This window comes from Cryomorphaceae bacterium 1068 (genome assembly GCA_027214385.1).
In the GTDB taxonomy this organism is placed as follows: domain Bacteria; phylum Bacteroidota; class Bacteroidia; order Flavobacteriales_D; family Cryomorphaceae; genus JAKVAV01.
Genome location: JAPVXR010000003.1, coordinates 412,259 through 436,588 on the forward strand (window position 1 = coordinate 412,259; position 24,330 = coordinate 436,588).

Here is a 24,330-nt window from a genome sequence, read left to right on the forward strand (position 1 = left end):
GTTGCGATTCAAACACATATCGATTTTAATGCTGGCCACTCTGATGGCCATCGGGCTTAAGGCTCAAAAGGCTGATGCCACCCTTACGCCAAAAGAAATCCTAATCGGAGAGCAGGCGGTAATGACCCTCAGCGTGAGCTATCAGAAAGATCAAATGCCTCAAGTGGTATTTCCGCTTTTTGGAGATACCCTGATCACTAATGTGGAGATTGTTCGCGCAACGGATGTGGATACACTAGCTACGGCGGATGACGTAACTGAAACGCGACTGGAGAAGAAACTCTACCTCACCTCTTGGGATACAGGATTCTATGCCATTCCGCCTGTCGAGATCACCATCAACGGCGAGAAGCAAAGTACCGAGGCTTTTCTGCTCACAGTGAAGACAGTAGAAATTGATACCACCGCAGGTATTAAACCACCCGCTGAAATTTACGAAGTAGAAGTTGGTTGGCAGGACTACGCACAGGCTTACTGGTATTACCCTGCCGGTGCTTTAGCATTGGCTGGCCTCTTGGTGGCAGTCATTCTATTGGTTCGGGCTCAACGCAAAAAGAGATTGGCAAGACCCGTGATCGAGAAGTCTGAGCCCACAAGGCCTGCAGACGAGCTCGCGAAAGAAGCATTGCTCGCTATTCAAAGCGAAAAGATTTATCAAAAGGGTAAAATCAAACAGTACCATACGGAGATTACCGATGTACTTCGCGACTACTTGGAGATTATTTATGAAATCCCTGCTCATGAGCTCACCTCCAATGAGATCTTGACCAGGCTGAAGTACGTGGGCCTTACAGATCAGGAATCGCTGCAATTGCGAGTAGTCTTGAACCGAGCTGATATGGTAAAGTTTGCCAAGGATCGCCCCGATAATAATGAGAATGAGGAAGCAGCAGCACAAGCATTAAGCTTCGTAACTACCACTGCTGCCAGAATGTTAATGGACAAAGAGATCAATGAATAGAAGTCAGCAAATAGGGTTGGTATTCGCCGTGCTGTCTACAATCGGCGCAGGAGCGCTATGGTTTTACTTCCGCGGAGAGTATACTTACGCCTTTCCTATTGTGTTCTGGTTACTTTTAATCATTCCCGTACTTGGCTTTTATCACGTATTCTCCCTTCCGGGGAAATCGCCCAAAGTCACACTTTCGTCCTTGAGTCAGTTCCCGACAGACGGAGCTTTCACGAATGAATTATTAATTCATACACCACTGCTGTTAAGAAGCTTGGGGCTAGCCATGGTAATTATTGCTTTAGCAAGACCACAATCCAGTTTGAGCTGGCAAAACACCAGCACCGAGGGAATTGATATCGTAGTGGCCATGGACATTTCGGCTTCGATGCTGGCTCAGGATTTTAAGCCCAATCGACTCGAGAGTTCAAAACAAGTAGCCATCGACTTTATCGAAGCACGACCAAACGACCGCATGGGATTGGTCGTTTACGAAGGAGAGAGTTTTACGCAAAGTCCACTTACCACTGATCACCGAGTGTTGGTCAATCTTTTTAAGGATATCAAAACGGGAATGGTGCAAGGTGGTACCGCTATTGGAATGGGTTTGGCCACAGCTGTTAACCGTCTTCGCGACAGCGATGCCAAGAGCAAGGTCATCATACTACTTACTGATGGAGACAATAATGCGGGCTCAATCGCCCCGCTTACCGCTGCAGAAATTGCGAAGAGCTTTGGAATCCGAGTATACACCATAGGTGTCGGCTCGGAAGGTCGAGCCCTCTCCCCTGTTGCTGTATACCCAGACGGGCGATACAAATATGATTATGTAGAAGTCAAAATTGACGAACCCACATTGAAAGAAATCGCCAAGATGACCGACGGCGCTTACTTCCGTGCCACGGATGAAAAAGCTTTGGCAAAGATCTACGCACAAATTGACCGACTGGAGAAAACAAAAATTAACGTTACTGAGCATAGCCGCAAAGCTGAAGAGTACTACTTTATCGCTCTCATTGGCAGCCTACTCTTATTGTCTGAATTCTTTTTTAGAAAAACTATTTTACAAATGCTACCATAGTTGAAAAACACAGCAAAATACAACCTCACGGGAATCCTGATTGCCGCTTCTATTTTAGAAGTTGTGTTCTGGCTGATCTTTGGTGTGGTGTATTTGGTGGTAATGGACGCCGTACCCGGATTGCGCATCGGCCGACCTGAACTATGGTGGCTATTTTTACTGGGCCCCGTGATGTTTCTCTTCTTTTGGATCTCGATTTGGTCCAAGAACCGAAGACTTGACCGCTTTGGTGACAGCAGCTTGCTGAGTTCTTTGGTGACAGAATTATCCAGCGTCAACACAGGAATTAAGTACATCTTATGGCGATTGGCGGCAGGCTTTCTGGTGCTGGCTTTAATCAATCCACAACTCGGCTCAAAGATGGCTGAAGCCAAGGTGAAGGGAATAGACATCATCGTAGCACTTGACGTGAGCAATAGTATGATGGCCGAAGATCTTAGCCCCAACCGACTGGTAGCCGCCAATAGAGCCATTTCTAAAATGCTCGAGAAGCTTCAGGGAGATCGCGTTGGTATCATCGTCTTTGCAGGCCAAGCCTTTGTGCAATTGCCTATCACCAGCGATTATTCAGCAGGAAAGCTGTTTCTCTCAACCATTGATACCGATGTGGTACCCGTTCAGGGAACTGATATTGGCGCGGCCATTGACCTATCGATGAAGAGCTTCAGCGATGACAGCCCTGCACAGAAAGCCATCGTAGTCATCACCGACGGAGAGAATCACGAGGCTGATGCTGTAGTGGCCGCCCAAGAAGCAGCCAAGGAAGGGATTCGCGTGTTTACCATTGGAATGGGTTCTCCCGACGGTACGCCTATTCCGCAGTACAATGGAAAGACCAGAACCGGATTCAAAAAAGACCAAGAAGGAAATATCGTAGTTACTAAGCTCAACGAGCAAATGCTGCGTGAAATCGCAAAAGCAGGAAATGGCGCTTATATCCGTGCATCGAATGCCGAAGTTGGCCTTGAGCCACTGCTCGCCGAACTTAATCAGATCGAGAAAACCGATATGGGCACAGTAGCTTACGCCGAATACGAAGATCGCTTTCAGATCTTTCTGGCCTTAGCTTTGGCTTGTCTGATTTTGGAATTTTTCTTGGGCAATCAAAAAGGAAGAGTGGCCAAACGCTTAAAACTATTCGACAGATGAGGATAAAACTGAGCATATTGATTTGCCTTCTTCTTCCCTTTTCGGCTTGGAGCCAAAAGGAGAAGATCAACACCAAAGAGGGAAACGAAGATTACGCGAGTGGACGCTACGAAGAAGCCATTCAGGACTACACTGAGGCATTGGAAAATGATCCCGAATACATGGAGGCGCTGTTCAATACGGGCAACGCATTGCAGCAAATGTCGAGACGTCTTCAGGAGCAAGCTCAAAATACTCAGTCGGAAGAAGAAAAGAAGAAACTCATGGAAGGTGCCAAAACGGCCAGCGACAAGGCTGCTTCACAATTTGCCTCTGTAGCCAAAATGGCGAAAACCAATGAGGAGATTAACAAAGCACAGTACAATTTGGGTAACTCTCGCCTAATGAGCGGAGAACTCGAAGCGAGCATTGAGGCTTACAAAGAAGCGCTGAGAAAGGTGCCGAGCGACGATGATGCACGCTACAATCTGGCTTACGCACAACATTTGAAGAAACAGCAAGAGCAGCAGCAACAACAGCAGCAACAAGATCAGAAGCAGGACCAACAGCAAGATCAAGAGAAAAAGGAACAAGAGCAGAATCAGGAGCAACAAAAACAGGATCAGCAGGAACAACAAGAGCAACAGCAGCCTCAGCAGCTCTCAAAAGAAGAGGCCGAGCAATTGCTCCAAGCTCTGATGAAACAGGAAAAAGACTTGCAAGAGGATTTGAAAAAGAAGAAAAAACAAAAAGCGCAAAGGGTAAAAATTGAAAAGGACTGGTAGATATAATTGGGTCGTATTACTTTCATTGTTTCTCCTCCCGCTATTTTCATGGGGGCAGACGGCTTCGTTAGTAGCTACCGTTGACAAAAACCCCGTCTCCGTTAGCGATGTCTTCACGTTGAAAATAACCCTCACCAATGGGAAGGGAAATATCGAATCACCTGACTTGAACGACTTCAGAGTAGTATTCGGACCATCGCGTTCGTCAAGCTACCGCATCGTGAACGGGCAGCAGTCGAGTTCCATCACTTTTTCGTACACTTTAAAGCCTAAGGAAACGGGAACTTTTGAAATAGGCGTGGCCAAAGCCAATGTAGACGGAAAAGTACTCACCTCCTCTCCCATTAAGATTCAGGTGGTGAAGGGCGCCAGCACTTCATCTTCATCGGGACAGAATCAAAGAGGAAGCACACAATCTACCCAAACGCCTAGTACCAATCAGAACCTTTTGGTAAAAACCCAACTCTCCAAAAGCACGGTTTACAAAGGTGAGCAAGTCGTGATTTCATTTGTTCTGCTTAGCCGCTACAACAATATTGATCTGGGAGAAATGGACTTTCCAACTCTTAACGGATTTTGGACCGAGGATTTCCCCGAGCGACAAACTTCCTGGGAGCCCAATTTAGAGATCATCAACGGAGTCCAATACCGAAAAGCCATTCTCAAGCAGCAAGTTATTTTCCCTCAAAGGACCGGAAGACTCCAAATAGAACCCTTGACCCTTTCGGCCAATGTGAATCGCTCTTTCTTTAATCCGGGTGAAAACATAACCGTAAGAAGTAACTCACCTACCATAACGGTAAAGGAACTGCCCGATGGGGCACCTAAATCATTTAATGGCGCCGTAGGGACTTTTGACTTCACGGCTACGGTAGACAAGTCAGAAGCGAAGGCCAATGAGCCCATCAACCTCAAAGTGAAAGTAACGGGAGCGGGAAACCTGAGATTGATAGACGAGCCTCAATTTAAATTCCCCGAGGATTTTGAAGTTTACGACCCTGAAACCGATGACCGTGTTTCCGTCTCGACAGGTGGTGTGAGAGGTTCTCGAAGCTTTCAGTATCTCATCATTCCGCGGTATCCCGGCGAGTATAGCATTCCCCAATTGGAATTCTCTTTCTTCAATACGAACACGGGTAAATTCCAAACGGCAACGGCAGGTCCTTTCGATTTCACGATTTCTGATGATGACGGTAATGTACCAACAGCGGGTGTGCCAAGGGCAAAGAATATCGTAGAGCTATCGGGATTGGATGTACGCTACATCATTACAGACGAGAATTTGCTTTCTGCCACACGGAGTCAGTTTTTCGGCACTCCTCTTTTCTGGTCAGGTACGGCAGGTCCTTTTGCGCTGCTGCTTATCTTCTTGATTTACCGAAGAAGAAAAGAAGCCTTGGACAAAGATGTAAGAGGTAGAAAGAAACGAGGTGCAAGCCGGATGGCACATAAGCGACTAAAAGCAGCTGAGGCCGCTCTTAAAAGCGGAGACTCCCCTGTTTTCTATCAAGAAATTTTCAAAGCGCTTTACGGTTACCTTGGCGATAAGCTAGGCATCCCAATCGGGGCTTTATCGCGTCAAAAGATCCTCTCTGAGCTTCAGCGCAACGGGGTCAAAGAGGCCACTGTAAATGATGTGACTTATGTGATTGACACGTGCGAAATGGCTCGTTTTGCTCCGGTAACAGAAACAAGCGACGAAGTATTTTACAAGCGTACGGCAGAACTCATTGAAAACTTGGAGGGAAGATTAAAATGAAAAAGCTCATCCTTTTCTTTTCAGTCTTGATTTTAGCGGCAACAGGCAAAGGCCAAAGCTTGGATTATGCCCGCGATCAATTCACGCTGGGTAACGAAGCCTACATGAAAGGTGATTACGAAACCGCTTTGAATCACTTTCTGGAAGCAGAGCCTAGTACCGAAGGATTAGCCATCAACTACAACCTCGGTAACGCCTATTTCAAATTAGGCGAAATACCCGAGAGCATCCTTCATTATGAACGTGCTTTGCGGTTTGATCCGTCCAATGAGGATGTGCAGTACAATCTGAGCATAGCCAATGACATGATTGCCGACAAGATCGAGGTATTGCCAAAAAGCAAGCTGCAGATTTGGTGGAAGACTTTCCGCTACAGTCTGGGCCCTGATGGATGGGCAGAGATTTGCATTGCATTGGCCTTTGTATCCGTTCTGCTCTTTTTACTCTACTACTTCAGTCATTCCACCGGTCTTCGCCGCTTTGGGTTCTTTGGCAGTATACTGACCTTTATCTTCTTGGTGCTGACTTACACTTTGGCCGTATCGGCTGAGAACTATCGCTATGCAGAAAAATCGGCGATCGTATTTACCGATAAGGTAGACGTGAAGAGCGAGCCACGCGGCGGTAGTGTCAATGTATTTGTTTTACACGCAGGCACCAAAGTTGAAATCTTGAGCCAAGAAGGCGAATGGTATGAAGTGGAGATTGGCAGCGGCGCTCAAGGATGGATTTATCAAGATGAGTTGAGGCTGGTGTAGAAACAAAATGTATCGTTGTACTCGAAATATGACTTTTCTCCGTTTGCAAACTGATTTTTGAATCTTCACACCTATTGTTAATCAACTCGCTAAGACTCGCGCATGGCATTAGATTGGTTGCGGATTTCCTTTTGAAAATAGCACACCTCTCCTTCTTTGTAATGATCGAGAAGACCTGCGTTATTTGCGAGCTTTCTCATACCTAAAAATTCAAAACCTACTTTTTCGTAATGGCTAATCAAGGCTTGGTTATAACCTACTGTGTCTATACGGATATACTTTAAGTCTAGGCTATGTCCAAAATCATTGGCCCATCTTGCAAGTTCATTAACCAAGTTCTTGCCTCTAAAATCTGGATTCACAGCTATTCGATGGATGTAAAGCGCAGGATCCTTGGAATTATGCCCCCAAATTAGTTCGTCTTCTAGTGTAGTGGCCCATATACAGGCAATCTCTTGATCCATTACTAATTTCCACTGCCTATGCTCATTGATCTCATGCATGATTAAATCGATTGAGAATTCGGGCCAATGCACTTGATTTTTTGATTTCATGTATGCAGTGGCTATTCGGTAGAATTCGAATATTCTAGGGATGTCTTCAAGTGTGCTATTTTCAATTTTCATGTGGTGAATAATTAAGTGAGACCTATCTCTCGGAGGGGTGAACGTTCTCATACTCTACAAGCATGGTTTGAAAAACTTCCATTCTTACAGGTTTCAATACCTTCTTCGCTGAAGGTGGATGAGCTTTGAGGAATGCTCGAGGCCTTGTGGGTCTTTTTTCAAATCCGCCTCCACAATTGGGGCAAACATTCTGTAGAATGTCCTCAACACACTCCTGACAAAAAGTGCAGTCGAACGAACAAATCATCGCTTCCGTGCTATCATTGAGAAGCGGTTTATCACAGTTTTCACAATTGAGTCTAATCTCCATCCTATTTCCTGTTTTTTATAAATCTTGGATTATTTTCACTTCTTCCGTTTGCATGTCGTAGAACAATAACCCTTGACTTTCCCCATCGAGCTGTCCCATGAGGTCACCTTGCTGATTCCAAACAGCCGATTGGCCTGAGCTCACAAAATCATCGGAATTACCAACACAATTTGACATCAACACGGGTACATTGTAAACTCGAGCAATTTCTGGGAACTGGGCATACGCGCATTCGACCCCTTCGATTGATTTAGCGACGCTCGCTATGTACATTTCGGCATGATTCTCCAACACTTTTTCATAGAAGGCTCTTTTTAAGCTCTCGTAGCAGATCCCAAAAGCGGCCTTTTTAGCAATGTCCAAAAGAAGAGGCTGATTTTTACCTTCTGAAAAAAAGCCAAGTTCATCTTCATGGAGCAGTGTCTTTAAATAGAGTAATCGGTCTTTCCCAGGTAGGAAGAAAACCGCACTGATATGTACTTCTTCGAACTGACGTATGGGCAATCCTATCGAAACGATCACTTTGTGAAAATCTGCTATGTCTTGAAATGGTTTTAGCCGTTGATCTTCCACGCCAAAAGCTAGCTCTTCTGCCATTTGAGGTTCGTATCCAGTGAGAGAAAGTTCTGGAAACACAATCAAATCGGGCTTTGACTGAAGAGCAACTTGGATAAGATTTATGTGATTCTGAATGTTAAAATCTATTTCTCCTGGTCGTGATTGCGATTGGACGAGACATACTTTCATTTGATTTCAGTTTGTATTTCTTCCAGAACCGACATCCCTTTAGATTTATCGCCCGATGTCCATTCCCAGTTTTCGTGAAGTCTAATTCTTCCATCAGTCATCCTTTCTGGTCTTGAATAACACCTCCCAGTCATCAAATTTCCTTTTGTGTTTACCTGATGATACCGCATATCAATGCTGCCGTCTTCAGCCACTAAGCCAATAAGATGACCTTTTAAAATTTGACCACCACTGTATTCAGAAGTCAGAATATTACCTATCTGCCGATACTCAAAAGTGGTTTCTGCTGAAGTCTCTCCATTTTCGGTATTCTGTACTGGCCTGAATTTTTTTCCGTCGTAATTCATTCTTGTCTTAATTATGTGCCCTACTCTTGTGAGGTTCCATTTCACTATTGCAAACTATTCACACCCGCATTTCGCCTTTGAGAACGATTTGAGCTTCACTCCTGATCAGTAGTTTGGATCCACTAACCAGTTCTACTTCCATAAATCCCGATCTTGCCGAACATTGGTATGACCTCATTTTGTACTTGTTTAATCGCTCTCCCCAGTACTTCGCCAAGAAAGTATGGGTTCCACCCGTTACAGGATCTTCGTTGGTGCCGCTCCACGGCCAAAAGTATCTCGACTCAAAATCATAATCCGTTCTTTGCGAAGGAGCGGTAACCAAAACTCCATTTATAGAATCATGAGCGCGTTTTAGCTTCTCAAAATCAGGTGCCAACCCCTCTAAGACCGAGCTGCTCTCAATTTCCAATAAAAGGATATTTGTTTCTCTATTGAAGGCAGAATTTACAAGGACTTTGATCCCCAAGGCTCTCAGCAGTTCATCTGGAGCCCCTTGAGGGCTCGTAGAATAAACGGGAAATTCCATTTCAATGATTTCTCGATCCTTCACTATCAACAAGTCTAAACCATCCAGATTTTGAAAGTGGATTCTGTCCATCTCGGATTCAATCTCAAAGAGCACTTTTGCCGAAGCCAAGGTTGCATGACCACAGAGTGGAATTTCCATCTTAGGAGAAAAATAGCGAATCGAAAATGCCTCTTTTCCTGTGATGGGTTTTACGAAAGCCGTTTCGGAAAGGCCCAATTCCCTAGCAATGGTTTGCATTTTTTCATCCGACAGAGGCGTATCTAATACACAAACTCCCGCAGGATTTCCTTTGAAGGCTTGATCGGTAAAAGAGTCGACGATATAGGTTTCTATTTTCTTACTCATTGCATTTATAGAGGTGTACATTCATATTCCGTAAGCTTTTCTCTCTTAGTTCCATTGCTGCAATTCAATACTATTTCCTTCTGAATCTCGAGCATAAACAAAGGTGAGTTCCCCCACTCCATTTACTTCTCTTTTCACGATTTCGCCAATAGTCTGGCCTCCATTTTTGATCAACTTTTCAAGCATCATTTCTACATCACTTACCTCAAAGGCAATGTGTCCAAAGCCGCGTTTATTTGGAGAAACGAACTCTTGGCTTTCCATATGTTGGTACTGATAAATCTCCAAAGTGGGGCCATTCTCACCATGACCAGGAAGGCGTAAATGAGCACCTTCTATATGAGCATTTCGCAGCCCGGTGCCTTTATCGAGCCAGTCACCTGACTGATTTCGAACAGGAGGGACGAGCTTACAACCGAAGGTTTTTATGTAGAAGTCGGCAAGCTTCTTCCAGTCGCTGCTGACGATGTTGGTATGGGCAAATCGTATCATTGATTTTACAGTCTATCTAGAGCTCGTTGGGTCTTCTCATTTTCAATATTCCCTGTATTGAGCGTCGATGCAGGCTCGAAAAGCATGACGTGGACTTCTTCTGGAGCGTATGGCTTGTGCGCCATTCCTTTGGGAATGATTACAAACTCTCCCGTTCTCAAGTGCAGCGTTTTGTTCTCGAGCTCAATAAATAGTTCCCCCCCGATCACATAAAAGAGTTCATCCTCATGTTCATGATGATGCATGGTAAAATTGCCCTTAAACTTGGCCACTTTTACATGCTGGTTGTTGAGTTCTCCAATGATTTTTGGCGACCAATGATCGGTGAAGGTGCTTAGTTTTTCGGAAAGATTGACTTTCTTGATTTCCATGATTCGCTTTAGTTAACCAATGTCTTTGGCTTGTGACCAATTTTGAAATTGCAGGAATTGGCAATAAAACACATTTTGTTGGCTTCTTTATGAAGTTCCTGAGCTTTATGGATCATTCCCGATTCCGCTACTTTCACTTTGGGGTAGAGTGTCACTTCCATAAATTGGCCACTTCCACGCTCGTCTTCTTCCATTATTCCTGTCGCCTGATCTAAATACTCAGTAACGATGATTTTATGAACTGAGCACAAATGCAAATACCAAAGCATGTGACATGAGGAAATGGAGGAGAGAAACAATTCCTCAGGGTTGTATCGAGACCGATCTCCCGAAAATGAAGGATCGGAAGAACCCATTATTGGATGCTGCTTTCCGTCAATACAAATCACGTGATTTCTATTGTATGAACGATAGCTCTTCGTGCCCTCACCTTCATTTCCAGTCCACTCGAGTGAATTCGTGTAATGATGCTTCTTCATGATGTCTCTCCGTATTTGCGTTCGTGATAATAGTCCAAAACATGATTCGGAATATCCATATTCTTTGGTAAACCATCATCAGCAATAGGGTATTGAGCTACCTGCTTTAAGGGAACCAACCCCGCCCAAACATCTAAATCGTAATCTTCAGGCTCATCGGCAACGCCCACGTCTCGAATTTTAGCTGAGGCAGTTTCAATGGTCATTTCTACCACCAAAGTTCTATCGAGTTCCGCCTTATGCATGGATCTGATTCCTTCCCAGCGACCCTTCATCATATGATCCATAAAACATTTTAGTGCTGACTCCTTCTCTTCATCGGACTCAATTTTCTTGACACTACCAAACAAGGTAGCCGAACGGTAATTTACAGAATGGTGCAGTCCCGACCGTGCCAAAACCAAGGCATCAAGGTGCATTACTGTCATACTCATCTCTTGGGATTCGAGAAGGGCCGAAAACATTCTATTGCCTTGAGAACCGTGCAAGTAGATTTTGTTTTCTGACCGTCCATACGCCATTGGCAAGTTAAGAGCTCTTCCTTCATAGACGTATGCCACGTGGCCAATAAAACCAGCATCCAGAATGCCATTGATGCTCTCTACATCGTAAGTGGCTCTTTTTTGGCCTCGTTTTACTCTGTTCAATTTCGATTTTGGATAATCTCTCATAGCAGTATTCTTTTTGAGAAAACGATGGTTTCATAAGGGGTGCCATTGACTAAAAAGTCCTGCCTACCCGTGGGAACAAAAGCGTTTTTTTGATAAAATCGAATTGCTCGATAGTTCTGAAGATAAACATCGAGCCAAATGGTATCGCAATCAAAACGCCTTATTTCTCCTTCGAGAAAATCAAACAAAACTTGGCCGATTTTTAAAGGAATAAATTCATTCAAAACATAAATTTTATCGAGTAAACATGTGTTTTTAGAATCAACACTTTCGTGGAATTCATTTAAAATCAACTTCGCAAATGCGACAGGAAAATCATCTGCATAAGCGATATAAAAAAGATTCTTTTTATTTCTCAGATCCTCTTTAATTTTCGAAACTGCAAAAGCCTTTTTGTTGTATTCTAATAAATCGTTTCTATCGTGAATAAAAGCACCGTGAGACTCTGAATAAGTGATTCGTCCAAGGAGTGCTAAAATCTCAATATCCTCTTCTGTGGCAGATCTGATCTTTATCATTCCTCCTTTTTTAACCGCAACCTCCGTAGATGGTAGCCATGAAGAAATACGGCTATGGTGCATCCTACAATGATGGGTGTCGCACTAATTAATGATCCGTAAAAAATGTAAATCACGTTTGCGATTAATGAGACCGCCCGCAGTTTAAACTCGCCTTTGGTAGACATAGAGTAAAGATTGAGCGCCAGACCGAAGTACCCTATTACATCTATTATAATCGCATTCATAATTGATCTGGTTTTTCGAAAAGTAGGTGATAAATCAATGATTTCAGCTTTGAAAAAGAGATCTCATTTACTGAGAAAACTCCTCCTACAAGAAGTAAAAATCCTGATTATCCAATTCGAAATTACTACATTGCTGGATGTCTCCAATAACCCAGAATTAATATAACCAGTAGTCCAGATGTTCCCTTATAAAACAAGTATTCGGCTTGACAGAGCGAGTAAACAGCCACTGTATCTTCAATTGTCCAATCAATTTATAGACTTAATTAAAGACCGAACCTTGCCACCTGAAACGAAGCTCCCAGGTAGCCGAACGCTTGCTGAACAACTGAATCTACATCGAAAAACTATTGTCGCCTGTTATGAGGATTTACTGCAGCAAGGCTGGATTGAAAGCATTCCCAAAAAAGGAACTTTTATTAAAAGAGATCTCCCAGAACTGAGTACACAGAAAATTAGTGACGAGGGTTGTCTTCAACTCAAGGCAAATGCGGGGTTTCACTTTGATAAGAACTCTTTGCTCAACGAAAAACTAAAAAGAGACAAAGAAGACTTCATATACATCGATGATGGGGTTTCAGATGGAAGGCTCACACCGATCGAAGAAATCGCACGGACGTACCGAAGAATTTCAGCTCGAAAAAATGTGTATGACCACCTCTCCTATGGCTCTACCTATGGAAATGATACGCTTCGGGATGTCTTGGTCAAGTATCTCAATGCGACGAGAGGATTGCACATCACCAAAGACAGTATTTTGATCACCCGCGGAAGCCAGATGGGTATCTGGATTTCATCTCAGATCGTCCTACACAAAGGGGAAAATATTGTTGTAGGAAATACCAATTACGGCTCTGCAGACACTACGTTTTTACACCATGGCGCCAATCTAAAGCGGGTTTCGGTAGATGAAGATGGATTGGTCACTGATGAGATTGAGAAGCTTTGTAAAAAGCAAAAAGTCAAAGCGGTTTACGTCACATCTCATCACCACCACCCCACCACAGTAACACTTTCGGCAAAAAGAAGGCTCCACCTTTTAAATCTTGCGAAGCAGCACAATTTTGCTATTATCGAGGACGACTACGATTACGATTTCCATTACAACCACGCTCCGATCCTACCGCTGGCAAGTCACGATGCTAATGGAAATGTCATTTACATCGGATCGATTTGTAAAACCGTGGCACCCGTTTTTAGAATTGGGTATTTGATTGCCCCAAAAGAGTTTGTAGATGAGGCCTCGAAGCTAAGAGGCTTAATAGATCGGCAAGGAGATGCCTTGTTGGAACTAACCTTTGCCGATTTCATCAAATCAGGTGATTTGGACAGGCATATCCGCAGGGTGATGAAGATTTACAAGCAACGTCGGGATCTATTCTGTGCACTGCTGAAAGATCAACTGAGTGATTTCTTTGAATTTGAAATACCAAAAGGAGGCATGGCCGTTTGGGTAAAATTGCATTCAAAATACTCTTGGGATGATGTTGCTGAAATCGCTCGAAAGCAGAAGCTCGAAATAGGGCAATGGCAGCGCTACGACAGTGCCAACATAGGACACAATGCCATTCGGGTTGGTTTTGCTGCTCATAATGAATTTGAAATCGAAGAATTGGTGGGTAGATTAAAGAAAACGCTTGAGAAGATTAAAGACAGCGCTCTCAAGATTGAAGCAGTTGACTAAGATCAATTCATATTGAGAGTGGCTAATCAGCCACCTGATTGATAAATTCACAACTTGATTTTTTTTTTATTTAATAAACTCATTATTAAATTACTAACCGTATTTTGATCGGATTATTCTAACATTGATCTGAACCGACATTTCATTTGATAAAATCCTTGCATTAATGAGAATATATCTGCTTCGTTCCTTTGTCTTCTTATTCCAGCTTCTTTACGGTCTTTCCTTGGCTGGACAAGAGATCGATATAAAGGGTCTGGACAGTTTGATTATGTCGTGGGATGAGCCTGACAGTCCCGGAGGATACCTAGCCATTTTCAAGGGTGAGGAGACCATCTATTCCAGGGGATTCGGCTATGCCGATATTGAAACGCAACAGCAATTTACTACAGGCACGCTATTCCCAATCTCCTCCATGACGAAGCACATGACAGCCATATGTGTGTTGAAATTGGTCGAAGAAGGACGCTTGAAACTCGATGACGAATTGGTTGAGTATTTCCCCGAACTCGAATCATACGCTCATGGAGTGTTGATTAAAGATCTACTAAATCATACGAGTGGAATTGCGAGCTGGCCTTCTGCTGCTACCATGAGGGGATACCGCATTTATAAATTTGAAAAATCGCCGCTTGGGTGGCTTGTCGACCATGGCCATTTGGAATACGAACCGGGTCATTACTTTCGATACTCCAACACCTCTTTTAGGCTGGCAGGTGAACTTGTAAGTCGAGTGAGCGGACAGTCCCTTCCTGATTTTGCGGAAGCGGAACTCTTCTCTAAGCTCGGCATGTCCAATACTTTTTATCGACCCGATCCGAATAAGCCCATTGCCAACATGGCCTCTGGCTATGTCTACAACCACGATGGCGAATTTGAAAAGAGGAACAGCCAAGTCACTCACTTGGGCCCTGTGGGAGTTTACACGACGGTTGATGATTTCCAGAAATGGGATCAGGCTATGCAAAACGAGACCATTTTGACGGCTGAGCATCACAAACTTTTGCAAACCTCGTATGCATTGCGAAACGGCGCCGAAACCAGTTATGCCTATGGCCAAGTATTGGGCGAGTATGAGGGTATTAGAGAAGAAAGCCACGGCGGCCTCGATTATGACTGGGGCTATGAATCTTTTTATGCTAGATTTCCCGAATACAATCTCACTTACGTTTTTTTCAAAAACAATCCAGAGTTGGATCGCAAGGCATCTCTTCTCGCTATTTCTTCTATGATCTTCAAAAAAGAGATTGCGAGCAGGCCGTCCTCACAAAACAATGAAAAGACCGAGCATCGAGAAAGCATTTATCCCGAATCACTGATTAATAGCCCGTCCAAATACAAGAGATCGAAAAAGCTGGCGGCTTTCGTAGGAACATACTACAGCGAGACCATCGACGCCACTTACTTCCTATCGCTTGATGACAATAATAGCCTGATGCTGAATGCAGGCAATTTAGATGAGATGGAACTCTCGTGGATCGATAAAACTACGGCCAAGGCACCACTCTACCATATCAATAGCTTGCAGCTATCCGGTCGCACTCCGGTGTTGAAATTCCGTGTAGAAAACAAAGAAGCAACTGGATTTCTTCTAGACTCAGGCGGTGCCAACAATATTGAATTCAGTAGGATAGTGCCAGATTAAGGCAAAAAGTCAAAGGGTACAACCCGAGTTCGACCTATCCTGCATCGCGCCAAGACGAAGCTTTGTTCATTCGAAAACAGTAAATGAAACCCAAGTTTGTCTCACACGTATGTTACTTAACCCCTTAACTAGTAATCGTGTGCAGAATACCTCCTAGAGTAGAAGTACTCATCGACAACGGACATCCACCTTACTCCCTTTGCTGCGGTACGGACAAGCAACTCACTTTTGATCATGTATACCCTAAAAGCAAGGGTGGTCCTGATTGCAATAGCAACGGACAGATTCTTTGCCGCAGGTGCAATGGTACCAAAGGAAGTATGATTCTTTCCATTCCCGAATTGCACGAGTATATGTTTATTCGCAAAGAAGCCAAGGCTATACCGTGGTATGAGCCATATCGTTTGACGGCATAGGTATACTCGACCTTTCTATTTTCGCTTTGCTCTGAGCAGGAGCCTAAAAACTTGTGCGCTTTTATCTAATCTTAACAGAGACTGAATTGAGCCCGAGGGCTATTTGGTACCTTGCGATACCTTCCTATAAAAGAGGAAGGAGAACTCAATGGAACGAATCATACAGTTTAGAGATAAAGCCGCGAAACCGACCTTCATTCTCACCTTAGCTCTTCTCTTCTGCTTTGGCTCTTCGCCTGCATTGGCGCAGCAAAATGACTTTATAAAAGACTATTTGGAGCGGTTGGAAAACTCACGGGAGTATATGATTCTGGTGGCGGAAAAAATGCCGGAAGACGAGTTCTCCTTTAAGGCCACACCAGAGTCGATGAGCTTTGCCGAAAACTTGATGCACATAGCCTGGGCCATGGATTGGCACAGTCAAACTTTGCTTGGCGATCGCCCTGCAAGAGATTGGGAAACAGACACCACATTGAAAGTGGACCATAAATCCAAAAAGGAAATGATTGCGGCGGTTGACCATGCTTTCGATGAAACCATCAAACTCATCTCCGCATTTGATACGACCACCTTCAACGACAGGCTGAACTATCTGGGCTTGGATCGCACGAAAAGACAAATTTTCCTACTGCTCGCCGATCACATCACCCATCACAGAGGACAAATGCTTGTTTACCTGCGGCTCAATGGAATCAAGCCACCTAGGTATGTTTTGTATCAGTAGGCAGACATGACCACGGCATGAGCAGAGACCATGGTTGTGGACGCAAACCACAATTCAACGTCTATTTCAAGTAATGATAGAGATTGCCCGTGACGTGCGAAACTCTATCTTGCGCTACCGACCAAGGGATGTGGCGTGTAAGCCAGAAGAGATGCAAAAGCACTTTTAAACGGTGGAAGCGACCCTTTGCAGCAACGCAACCAAAAGACCCAAAATGAAAAAAATACTCAAGTACATTGGAGGTGCAGTATTGCTAATACTCGTACTTCTGGGAATCTTTATTGCGTTCAACTATACGCTATTAAAAAGGGGTGCCACCTACCCTGCTACCAATGAGATTTCGAATAGCGAATGGTATACACCTAAAGGGATCATCGAGGGCAACGATGCCACAAATTACGTATTGACAGATAGTTTGAGTATTGATCCATCCGTTTTGGAAGACATCAGCCATTACGCTGAAACCCGAAATAGTAACGCATTGCTGGTACTACACAAGGGCCAATTGCAATTGGAACACTACTGGAATGAAACGACCAAAGAATCTACGTCGAATTCCATGTCGATGGCAAAAACAATTACGGCCCTTCTAATTGGAATAGCCATAGACGAAGGTCATATGAAGAGTGAAACAGAACCCGCCTCTGCGTATCTTTCCGAGTGGGCAAATGATGAAAGAAAGAACATTACCATCGAAGACCTTTTGTTGATGCAATCGGGTTTGCTAAACGACGACAATACGGAGAATTTATTTTCAGATATCGTCAGCTTGTATATGGGTACGGAAGTAGAGAAAACCGCCCTCAACATACCCCTGGAAAAAGAGCCTGCCACCGTCTTTGAGTACAATAATGCCAATACACAACTATTAGGAATCATACTGGAACGGGCCACGGGACAATCTGTAGAAAGCTATGCTTCGTCAAAACTATGGAAACCCATAGGAGCGGCTAATGCGGGATGGTGGCTCGATCGCGAAGGAGGCATGCCCAGGACTTTTTGCTGCTACTTTGCCCAAGCAGAGGATTGGATGATCCTAGGGCAGTTATTCTTACAGAAGGGATCGTGGAACGGGCAACAAGTAGTCTCTGAAAGCTGGATCAATAAAATGCTGACCCAAAGTTCTTTAGAAAAAGATTATGGCTACCAAATCTGGTTGAATTACGAAGACGGCGGGGCCCGCGAGAAGGAACGAACCACGCCTTTTCTAGCCAAAAACGCCGCGATAGATGGAACACACCACCAGGTGGTATACATTGTACCTGAATTTGAGCTTGTGCTGGTGCGCATTGGCGAAAGGCCTGACGATTGGGACGAGTCGTATATGGTCAATAAAGTGGTCGGAGCTTTGATGGATCCCGATTGATTAAAAGGAACACGATCAACACATCCAAACAAAATGAGGCAGTAATATCTCAATTTCCCTTAAGGAATTGTGGTTAGCAAACTTTTCTTTACGCAGTATGCGCTATTTTCTATCTTGCATTGCCGATAAACCAAAATACCTAGCAATAGCATGTCGAATACTGTTAAAACAAAAAGTGGAGAAAATACCGAACCCAAGATTGTCAAAAGCGACCAAGGGAAAATGCTCAATGTTTTGGGCGACCATCAAAACATCAAATTGACTGGTGAAGACACCGACGGGCAATACACCTTGATAGAACAGTACAACGATCCGGGTATCGGAATTCCGCCCCACGTTCACGAAAATGAGGACGAAGTGTTTCAAGTCCTGGAAGGGGAAGTAGAGATGAGCATTGGCGATCAACTGACGACGCTCCATCCGGGCGATCTGATATTTTGCCCGAAAGGAGTGCCCCATTCTTGGAAAGTAGTGGGAAAAGAAAAGGCCCGAGCTATGCTAAGTATTTTTCCTGCCGGATTGGAAGGAATGTTTGGTGAATTGGCTGCGCTCCCTGCAGGACCACCCGATATGCAAAAGGTGAGTGAGATATGCGGGAAGTACAAGTTGAGGTTTGTTTAGCCGAAGTGGCGTAAATTTTGGAAGTCGGATGATCAGCGCTTAAAATAGACATATGAAAACCCTCTTTTTGCTTTCATTACTGTTCGGATCACTCCATGCCCAAGATGCCCAAACGGGGCCCGATGAATATCTCAACGTGGAGGCCGAATATATCTGCTTACGAATTGCAGAGAGTGAGATCCCGATAGAATCCTTAACAGCGAGGGGGGCAGGCACGTTGCGAGCAAAGCAAGGCCAAGGCTTGGAAGCGGCCAGTGCAGGGATGTACCATATGAAAAAACTCGAGGCAAAAGGCATTGAAGGCTTTGCCTACGACGGGTATGTCAATCTCTACCTCTCTCTACTCTGTCCCGATTACAATCGTCTATTTGCAGTCGAGAATGTGAAATACATAGACGATAAGCTGAAGCATAAACGCTTTGTAGAGCTGCATAACTTCATGCGCGACCTGATGCTGGCAGACAGCACCCAAGAGCTGCAGGATTATATCGCCCCGGCTTTTTGGGGCACCATAGAACCCCTACTCCATTCAGAACGAAGCAACTTACAAGAGTTGCGCTGGACAGGTTCCTTAGAGGTCATAGCCATTATGCGAGAAACGGGACATTTCCGGATACACCTGACCGACATTGATGATACCAATCATATTTTCGGGTTTGACGTCCAATACGGTGCTGACAGAGATTCAAAGATTACCGAGCTCACCCTAAACGAATACACGAAAGAACGCCCCATTCCAAAGGATACCGTTGAGACGGAAGAAGTAGTCCCTTTCGGGTATTAAGGCTGGATAACTCGCATGCCTGCAAAGCATCTGCCTTGGGAGGTTTGTCATCTAGCCGGTAGCAAACTTTCCATGCTTAACAGTACCCGCTTCTCTCCCAACGGCTATTTCTTATCTTGTGATGCCGACCAAAGGCTGAATTAGAAAGGGTTAGGTTTTTCTGTTTGGTTTTGGGAATATACAACGGTGGTACTGCCGAATTATAGAGCAGGGCAAAATCGAAAAAGCTGCTTGTGCTATTCGGGCTGAGGTAATTCCACAAGCGAAATAAGGCACACTAGTGCGTGCCACCCTATTTGCTGTGGTAAATTGAATAAACGAAGTGAAACCATTTTTTATCCTACTTCTGCTTTGCCCTGTAATCTTAATCGCTCAGCATTCCACTGCTGGCGATAAGACAAATCAAGATTCCATTCACATTAAACTGAATTTAATAAACGGATTCAGTGCATCTGTTAACATATCTACTCCCATAAGTGGCAGCTTTTTCGTTGGGAAATGGGCAAAACTGAAAACAGATAATAAGGGTAAACTAGACGTTACGCTATCACTGGACAGTGCAGGTTTCTGTCAAATTTGGCTCAATTATCTCCCTTGGATCGGTAGAAGCAATTGCATTCAATTCTTTGCACAGCCAGGCGATCAAATTGACATAACTCTCGAAAAAAACAGGGAGTTTGAATCGCTTATGTTCAAAGGGGACCATGTCGCTGAAAACGAACTATTAAGTGCGCTTAAAAGATATACTGTTGACTATTGGGGCGATTCCAAATTCCTACAATCTTTAATGCATGGCAAAGATGCAGTCGCCTTATTTGACACACTTCAAATAATGGAGAAGGAAGAACTAGAAATAATACTAGCGTATGAGAAGAAACATGCTTTGAAAAAACAGTTCTTGTCAATTCTGAGAGAGGACATCAGGTATTACCATGCCCAATTGTTTTTCATTGCCTGGAACGTAAATAACCTCACATTAGATGAAGAAACGGATATAAGTATCGTTCGTCAATGGAACGAGCAGCTGGAAAACGTTTTTACGAATACTGAAATCGACAATTCTACAGCTTTAGGCTCGTACCGGTACAATGAGTACAAGAACGCCACATGGCCTATGTATTTTGAAGATGCCTTGACCACAATTAGAAACTGTGATCCTGATAAAAAAGACAGCTTAGTTTATGAACTGGTCTCTACGTATTTTACCGGTAAGGTGAAAGAACAACATCTGGCATACACGATAAAGAGCAATGGAATAAAGAACAAATTTTCAGCTTCAGTGCAAGACCAATTTATCAGGTTTCGATCAGATTATCCGGACAGTCCATTTTTACCGGAGTTAGAAGTTGAATTTGCCGAGATAGTGAAGTTTCAAGATTTGAATACAAGTCTTCCATCAGTTTTTGAAAGCGAAGAATTTGCAGACTTGAATGAACTGACGAAAAAATATCCGAACAAACTATTGTATTTAGATATATGGGCTAGCTGGTGTGGTCCATGCAAAGAGGAATTTGAAAATCAAAGCTCTGAGCTCAACCAATTCTTTCAAGAATCGGGAATCCAAAGAATCTATATCTCCATTGATGACCCTACAAAAATCGAAGATTGTGCTAAGATCATTAGATTCTATTCTTTGGAGGGTGATCACTATATGGTAAACAAACAACTGCTGGAATCAATGCAAAGTGAACTAAATAATGGGAAAAGCTTCGCAATTCCGAGATATCTTGTGATCGACCCAAGTGGACAAATCTTGGAAAGAGACGCGTATAGACCCAGTTTTGAAAAATCACTGATCGATCAGCTCAAACAACATCTCAAATAGTGGATTAGTAACCTGCTTCTACAAGAAATAAAGCCAAAGTGAAAACAGAGTATCTTTATTCTATGCGGAGTGCCAAATTAAAAAATGAAAAGATTCCTCTCTATAGCGATTTTAACTTTGATGGTGCGGGTTGTATTTGCTCAAGATCAATCGACTTGGACTGAGATAGACACGCTTAAGCAGATTGTTGATAAGACATTGGTGGAATACAAGGCTTATTCTGACTCAAGTTTAAGCGAACACGCTCAAGCCTTTCTCCTTCCTATAGTGCAAGAGCGGCCGAAATACAGTATTCTTGGAAATGTATTCAAGACCGAAATACGGCTTGATAGTATCGTCTATCATGGAGACAGAACCTCTTACCTTGAAAATGGATACTACAAGACTGAAACGTTTGGACATGGAGACTTAATATCAACGAAATATTACGACTTTGAGGGCCAAAGAATATCGGAAGAAGAGTTTGATAAATTAAATAGCGTAATAGGTCCATGTGGAATAATTACAGGTCGCTATTTTTATCATGGGAAGAAAAAAAAGAAAAATTGAGAACAACATTTCCCAGACATAATGCCCTCCGGGACAATGCACATAGCCATGCTATTGCGATGCATAGAATAAAATTATGAGTGGAACGTTCTACAAAACTAAAGAGTCGGTTGAAGAATACATCAGATTAGCAAAGGGTGTTAATGGAGGGGAACTGATTAATAAGCTAAAGAATTTCCTACCATTAAATTCTTCCTTACTTGAAATCGGCACAGGCCCGGGAACTGACTGGAACATCCTCAACCTTGATTATGAAGTCGTAGGTTCTGATAATTCAGCCGAATTTCTATGTCATCTCGTTTCTGCTAATCCTAAAGGCAGATTCATTGAATTAGATGCTACCACACTGAGATTAGAAGAAAAGTTTGACGGTATTTATTCTAACAAGGTAATGCATCATTTGCACGATGACGAACTCAAGGATTCCATACAAAGACAGTTTGATGTTTTAAATACCAACGGAATCATCTGTCATTCTTTCTGGAAAGGAGAAGGTTCAGAAATTTTCAAAGGACTCTTCGTGAACTATCACACTAAGAAATCATTGAAGGATCTCTTTGAGAACAACTTTGAAATTCTTTTGATTGAAGAATATGCAGAATTTGAAGATGGAGACTCATTGGTACTGATTGGAAAGAAAAAAGCCGATAGCAACGGTTAGTTCATAAAAGGTCGATTTGGTATCTTAGGCCAATCGTGATCCCGACCTAAGTGAGGGTTAAAACCAAAAACAGAACCATGCTAACCGACATCAACCCAAAACTACCTATGCGCGATAAGTCTGCTACCAGACATTTCTACATCAGCCAATTGGGTTTTAAAGAAATAGGCGACTATGAAGGGTATTTAATGGTTCGAAAGGATCATGTGGAAATCCACTTCTTTGAATTTAAAGAGCTAGACCCCAAGGAGAATTATGGTCAAGTCTATGTTAGAACCGACAACATTGACGGCGTTTATCAATCGATGCTGGATAGTAAAACTAAAATTCATCCGAACGGCGCATTGCAAATCAAACCATGGGGACAAAAAGAATTTGCCTTGCTTGACCCTGACAATAACCTATTGACATTTGGACAAAGTATTTAGGACCTCAACAGAAGAACCGCTAAAGACGGCTACCCCCCATTCTCTTCGGTATGCTTTCTGTCGCCTAAGTCTACGTCTATATAATCACTCCGTCATCATATGAAATATACCATACTCTTTTTGGCCACGGGCCTGTTGTACGCTTGTCAGAACCACAATCCATACGAGTGCAGCATAGATGATCAAATCCTCTTGGTCAATGACAGTCTATTGGCTCGAGAAGGCTTTAAGGAAAGTTACGAGAACTACCTGTATGCGGTTGATGAACCTGACATGAATCGGTGCAGCACAAAAACATATCGCCTGATGAATTCCTTCAGTTGGGAGAAAAAAATATGGTCTTACCGTTTTGAAAAGCAATCGGAAGGCGGATTACTTACCCTCAAAAAAACTTACACCAAAGCGTACAAAGAGTCTGAAGGGGTGAACGACACAACACTAATCAGAACGTTAACTTCTGACGAATGGAGTACTATAGAAAAGGCTTTCGATTCAAGTTGCTTTTGGACCATGCCCGTAAAAATAGACCGCAAAGGACTTGACGGCGGGCACTATTGGCTGGAGGCTTTTGACCCTTTGGCCCATAACCCCGTCAAAAGAGATTACTTCATAGCCGTAAGGTGGAGTCCTGAAAGAGGAACGGCATTTCGCCATATTTGTGAAACAATTTTAGAAGTTGCAGAAGCAGAATAACACCACAGCCCTTTCTGCGAGCTCCTGCTTTTTGACCATTACATGATGACTGCAAAAGACCCTATGCTCAACAGATTTGCCCTCTGCCCTATTTCAAGAGATACCTATGGAGTTCCACTATCTGCTGCGAAGTGTACAATACCATTGCAATGACGTTCATCTATTTGGACTTCGTCTCAACGAGCGAATGCTCCTTGGCAAAAGTGAGTAAATGCGCGGTAGTGTGTTTTATTCTATTATTGGAACCAAAATAAAAAGAATGCTGAACCGACTCTTTAGAAGAAAACCGAAAGGAATTGATTGGACTCAAATCGACTTGGAATTGACCGATTCAGAAAAAAGACAAATTGAACTATTCTCTGCAAAGTCAGCTGACATGAGAATAAAAGACGTTATGATATTGGGCGACACAGGAGACCGAAAAGTTTTTAAGTTGCTTCAGTTTTCCATTCTCTACGATCAAGACAAAAACGTAAATTTCGCTGCACTGAAGAGAATACATCACTTCAAAAAGCATCCCGATTTGACTCCGATGCTGACTGATATGAAAAAACAAGAAAAATGGAATCAGTATGAGCCATACTTTTCAATGGCTTTAAGCCGAGTGGGACTTATAACAATCGAAGAATTTGAACAGAAAATAAACAATGGCTAAAAAGAAAGCCTTTGCTATACATTTCATAGCTTAAACCAACACCCCCACCCCACAGCGCTCCACTTCATTGGTCATCGAGCCGGGGATGCCCAATCCTTTTTTTTAAACTCCCCTTCCACTCCCAACGGCTATTTCTTATCTTGTGGTGCCGACC

The 24,330-nt window shown here is 43.4% G+C and carries 29 protein-coding genes; 19 read left to right on the top strand and 10 right to left on the bottom strand.

Annotation, left to right across the window (positions count from 1 at the left end; genetic code table 11):
* The first annotated feature begins 28 nt into the window (after positions 1–28).
* The 6 genes from O3Q51_06830 to O3Q51_06855 are packed head-to-tail and all read left to right on the top strand — an operon-like array spanning position 29 to position 6,460.
* A complete protein-coding gene (locus O3Q51_06830; GenBank protein MCZ4408514.1) occupies positions 29–961 on the top strand; it encodes a hypothetical protein in 933 nt (310 codons plus the stop codon).
* Positions 954–2,030 carry a VWA domain-containing protein gene (locus O3Q51_06835; GenBank protein MCZ4408515.1) on the top strand — a complete coding sequence of 359 codons (1,077 nt, stop codon included), beginning with the start codon at positions 954–956 and terminating at the stop codon, positions 2,028–2,030. The genes O3Q51_06830 and O3Q51_06835 overlap by 8 nt, the downstream gene beginning before the upstream one ends.
* On the top strand, positions 2,031–3,179 hold the full coding sequence (locus O3Q51_06840) for a VWA domain-containing protein (GenBank protein ID MCZ4408516.1): 1,149 nt from the start codon (positions 2,031–2,033) through the stop codon (positions 3,177–3,179).
* Positions 3,176–3,943: a tetratricopeptide repeat protein gene (locus O3Q51_06845; GenBank protein ID MCZ4408517.1), complete on the top strand. Its 768-nt coding sequence runs from the start codon at positions 3,176–3,178 to the stop codon at positions 3,941–3,943. Before O3Q51_06840 ends, O3Q51_06845 begins: the two co-directional genes overlap by 4 nt.
* Positions 3,927–5,702, top strand: coding sequence for a BatD family protein (locus O3Q51_06850; GenBank protein ID MCZ4408518.1), 1,776 nt, complete (start codon positions 3,927–3,929; stop codon positions 5,700–5,702). The genes O3Q51_06845 and O3Q51_06850 overlap by 17 nt, the downstream gene beginning before the upstream one ends.
* Positions 5,699–6,460 (top strand): tetratricopeptide repeat protein, encoded by a 762-nt coding sequence (locus O3Q51_06855; GenBank protein ID MCZ4408519.1) that lies wholly within the window; start codon positions 5,699–5,701, stop codon positions 6,458–6,460. Before O3Q51_06850 ends, O3Q51_06855 begins: the two co-directional genes overlap by 4 nt.
* Before the next feature lie 89 nt (positions 6,461–6,549).
* Here the strand turns inward: O3Q51_06855 and O3Q51_06860 are convergent, their stop codons facing one another.
* Genes O3Q51_06860 through O3Q51_06905 form a run of 10 tightly spaced genes read right to left on the bottom strand, consistent with a single transcriptional unit; the run spans position 6,550 to position 11,898 of the window.
* The gene (locus O3Q51_06860) at positions 6,550–7,086 is read right to left on the bottom strand and encodes a GNAT family N-acetyltransferase (GenBank protein MCZ4408520.1); all 537 of its coding nucleotides are present in this window, start codon (positions 7,084–7,086) and stop codon (positions 6,550–6,552) included.
* 22 nt (positions 7,087–7,108) lie between these two features.
* Positions 7,109–7,396 (bottom strand): DUF1272 domain-containing protein, encoded by a 288-nt coding sequence (locus O3Q51_06865; GenBank protein ID MCZ4408521.1) that lies wholly within the window; start codon positions 7,394–7,396, stop codon positions 7,109–7,111.
* 15 nt (positions 7,397–7,411) lie between these two features.
* Positions 7,412–8,143, bottom strand: a complete 732-nt coding sequence (locus O3Q51_06870) for a carbon-nitrogen hydrolase family protein (GenBank protein MCZ4408522.1) — start codon at positions 8,141–8,143, stop codon at positions 7,412–7,414.
* Positions 8,140–8,490: a n-acetylglutamate synthase gene (locus O3Q51_06875; GenBank protein MCZ4408523.1), complete on the bottom strand. Its 351-nt coding sequence runs from the start codon at positions 8,488–8,490 to the stop codon at positions 8,140–8,142. Before O3Q51_06875 ends, O3Q51_06870 begins: the two co-directional genes overlap by 4 nt.
* Before the next feature lie 58 nt (positions 8,491–8,548).
* Positions 8,549–9,367, bottom strand: a complete 819-nt coding sequence (locus tag O3Q51_06880) for a PhzF family phenazine biosynthesis isomerase (GenBank protein MCZ4408524.1) — start codon at positions 9,365–9,367, stop codon at positions 8,549–8,551.
* 45 nt (positions 9,368–9,412) lie between these two features.
* The gene (locus O3Q51_06885) at positions 9,413–9,859 is read right to left on the bottom strand and encodes a VOC family protein (protein ID MCZ4408525.1); all 447 of its coding nucleotides are present in this window, start codon (positions 9,857–9,859) and stop codon (positions 9,413–9,415) included.
* A gap of 5 nt (positions 9,860–9,864) precedes the next feature.
* Positions 9,865–10,230, bottom strand: coding sequence for a cupin domain-containing protein (locus tag O3Q51_06890; GenBank protein MCZ4408526.1), 366 nt, complete (start codon positions 10,228–10,230; stop codon positions 9,865–9,867).
* A gap of 8 nt (positions 10,231–10,238) precedes the next feature.
* Positions 10,239–10,709, bottom strand: coding sequence for an OsmC family protein (locus tag O3Q51_06895; protein ID MCZ4408527.1), 471 nt, complete (start codon positions 10,707–10,709; stop codon positions 10,239–10,241).
* Entirely contained in the window at positions 10,706–11,380 is a 675-nt protein-coding gene (locus O3Q51_06900) for a pyridoxamine 5'-phosphate oxidase family protein (protein ID MCZ4408528.1), read from the bottom strand. Before O3Q51_06900 ends, O3Q51_06895 begins: the two co-directional genes overlap by 4 nt.
* Positions 11,377–11,898 carry a GNAT family N-acetyltransferase gene (locus O3Q51_06905; protein MCZ4408529.1) on the bottom strand — a complete coding sequence of 174 codons (522 nt, stop codon included), beginning with the start codon at positions 11,896–11,898 and terminating at the stop codon, positions 11,377–11,379. Before O3Q51_06905 ends, O3Q51_06900 begins: the two co-directional genes overlap by 4 nt.
* Positions 11,899–12,303: 405 nt before the next feature.
* Here O3Q51_06905 and O3Q51_06910 point away from each other — a divergent pair, with 405 nt between their 5' ends.
* The 13 genes from O3Q51_06910 to O3Q51_06970 all read left to right on the top strand — a co-directional run bounded on the left by O3Q51_06910 (position 12,304) and on the right by O3Q51_06970 (position 24,176).
* The gene (locus O3Q51_06910) at positions 12,304–13,809 is read left to right on the top strand and encodes a PLP-dependent aminotransferase family protein (GenBank protein MCZ4408530.1); all 1,506 of its coding nucleotides are present in this window, start codon (positions 12,304–12,306) and stop codon (positions 13,807–13,809) included.
* A gap of 166 nt (positions 13,810–13,975) precedes the next feature.
* Positions 13,976–15,454 carry a serine hydrolase gene (locus O3Q51_06915; GenBank protein MCZ4408531.1) on the top strand — a complete coding sequence of 493 codons (1,479 nt, stop codon included), beginning with the start codon at positions 13,976–13,978 and terminating at the stop codon, positions 15,452–15,454.
* 137 nt (positions 15,455–15,591) lie between these two features.
* Positions 15,592–15,870, top strand: coding sequence for an HNH endonuclease (locus tag O3Q51_06920; GenBank protein MCZ4408532.1), 279 nt, complete (start codon positions 15,592–15,594; stop codon positions 15,868–15,870).
* Positions 15,871–16,018: 148 nt separating this feature from the next.
* Entirely contained in the window at positions 16,019–16,594 is a 576-nt protein-coding gene (locus tag O3Q51_06925) for a DinB family protein (protein ID MCZ4408533.1), read from the top strand.
* 214 nt (positions 16,595–16,808) lie between these two features.
* Entirely contained in the window at positions 16,809–17,960 is a 1,152-nt protein-coding gene (locus tag O3Q51_06930; GenBank protein ID MCZ4408534.1) for a serine hydrolase, read from the top strand.
* A 150-nt stretch (positions 17,961–18,110) separates the two neighbouring features.
* Positions 18,111–18,581 carry a cupin domain-containing protein gene (locus O3Q51_06935; protein MCZ4408535.1) on the top strand — a complete coding sequence of 157 codons (471 nt, stop codon included), beginning with the start codon at positions 18,111–18,113 and terminating at the stop codon, positions 18,579–18,581.
* A gap of 52 nt (positions 18,582–18,633) precedes the next feature.
* Entirely contained in the window at positions 18,634–19,365 is a 732-nt protein-coding gene (locus tag O3Q51_06940) for a hypothetical protein (GenBank protein MCZ4408536.1), read from the top strand.
* Between the two features lie 322 nt (positions 19,366–19,687).
* A complete protein-coding gene (locus O3Q51_06945; protein MCZ4408537.1) occupies positions 19,688–21,190 on the top strand; it encodes a TlpA disulfide reductase family protein in 1,503 nt (500 codons plus the stop codon).
* An 84-nt stretch (positions 21,191–21,274) separates the two neighbouring features.
* Positions 21,275–21,739 carry a hypothetical protein gene (locus O3Q51_06950; protein MCZ4408538.1) on the top strand — a complete coding sequence of 155 codons (465 nt, stop codon included), beginning with the start codon at positions 21,275–21,277 and terminating at the stop codon, positions 21,737–21,739.
* 76 nt (positions 21,740–21,815) lie between these two features.
* The gene (locus O3Q51_06955) at positions 21,816–22,400 is read left to right on the top strand and encodes a class I SAM-dependent methyltransferase (protein ID MCZ4408539.1); all 585 of its coding nucleotides are present in this window, start codon (positions 21,816–21,818) and stop codon (positions 22,398–22,400) included.
* A gap of 77 nt (positions 22,401–22,477) precedes the next feature.
* Positions 22,478–22,828 carry a VOC family protein gene (locus tag O3Q51_06960; GenBank protein MCZ4408540.1) on the top strand — a complete coding sequence of 117 codons (351 nt, stop codon included), beginning with the start codon at positions 22,478–22,480 and terminating at the stop codon, positions 22,826–22,828.
* Between the two features lie 99 nt (positions 22,829–22,927).
* Complete coding sequence (locus tag O3Q51_06965) at positions 22,928–23,521, top strand: hypothetical protein (protein ID MCZ4408541.1); 594 nt, start codon at positions 22,928–22,930, stop codon at positions 23,519–23,521.
* Positions 23,522–23,780: 259 nt separating this feature from the next.
* Positions 23,781–24,176 carry a hypothetical protein gene (locus O3Q51_06970; GenBank protein MCZ4408542.1) on the top strand — a complete coding sequence of 132 codons (396 nt, stop codon included), beginning with the start codon at positions 23,781–23,783 and terminating at the stop codon, positions 24,174–24,176.
* Positions 24,177–24,330: the final 154 nt, after the last annotated feature.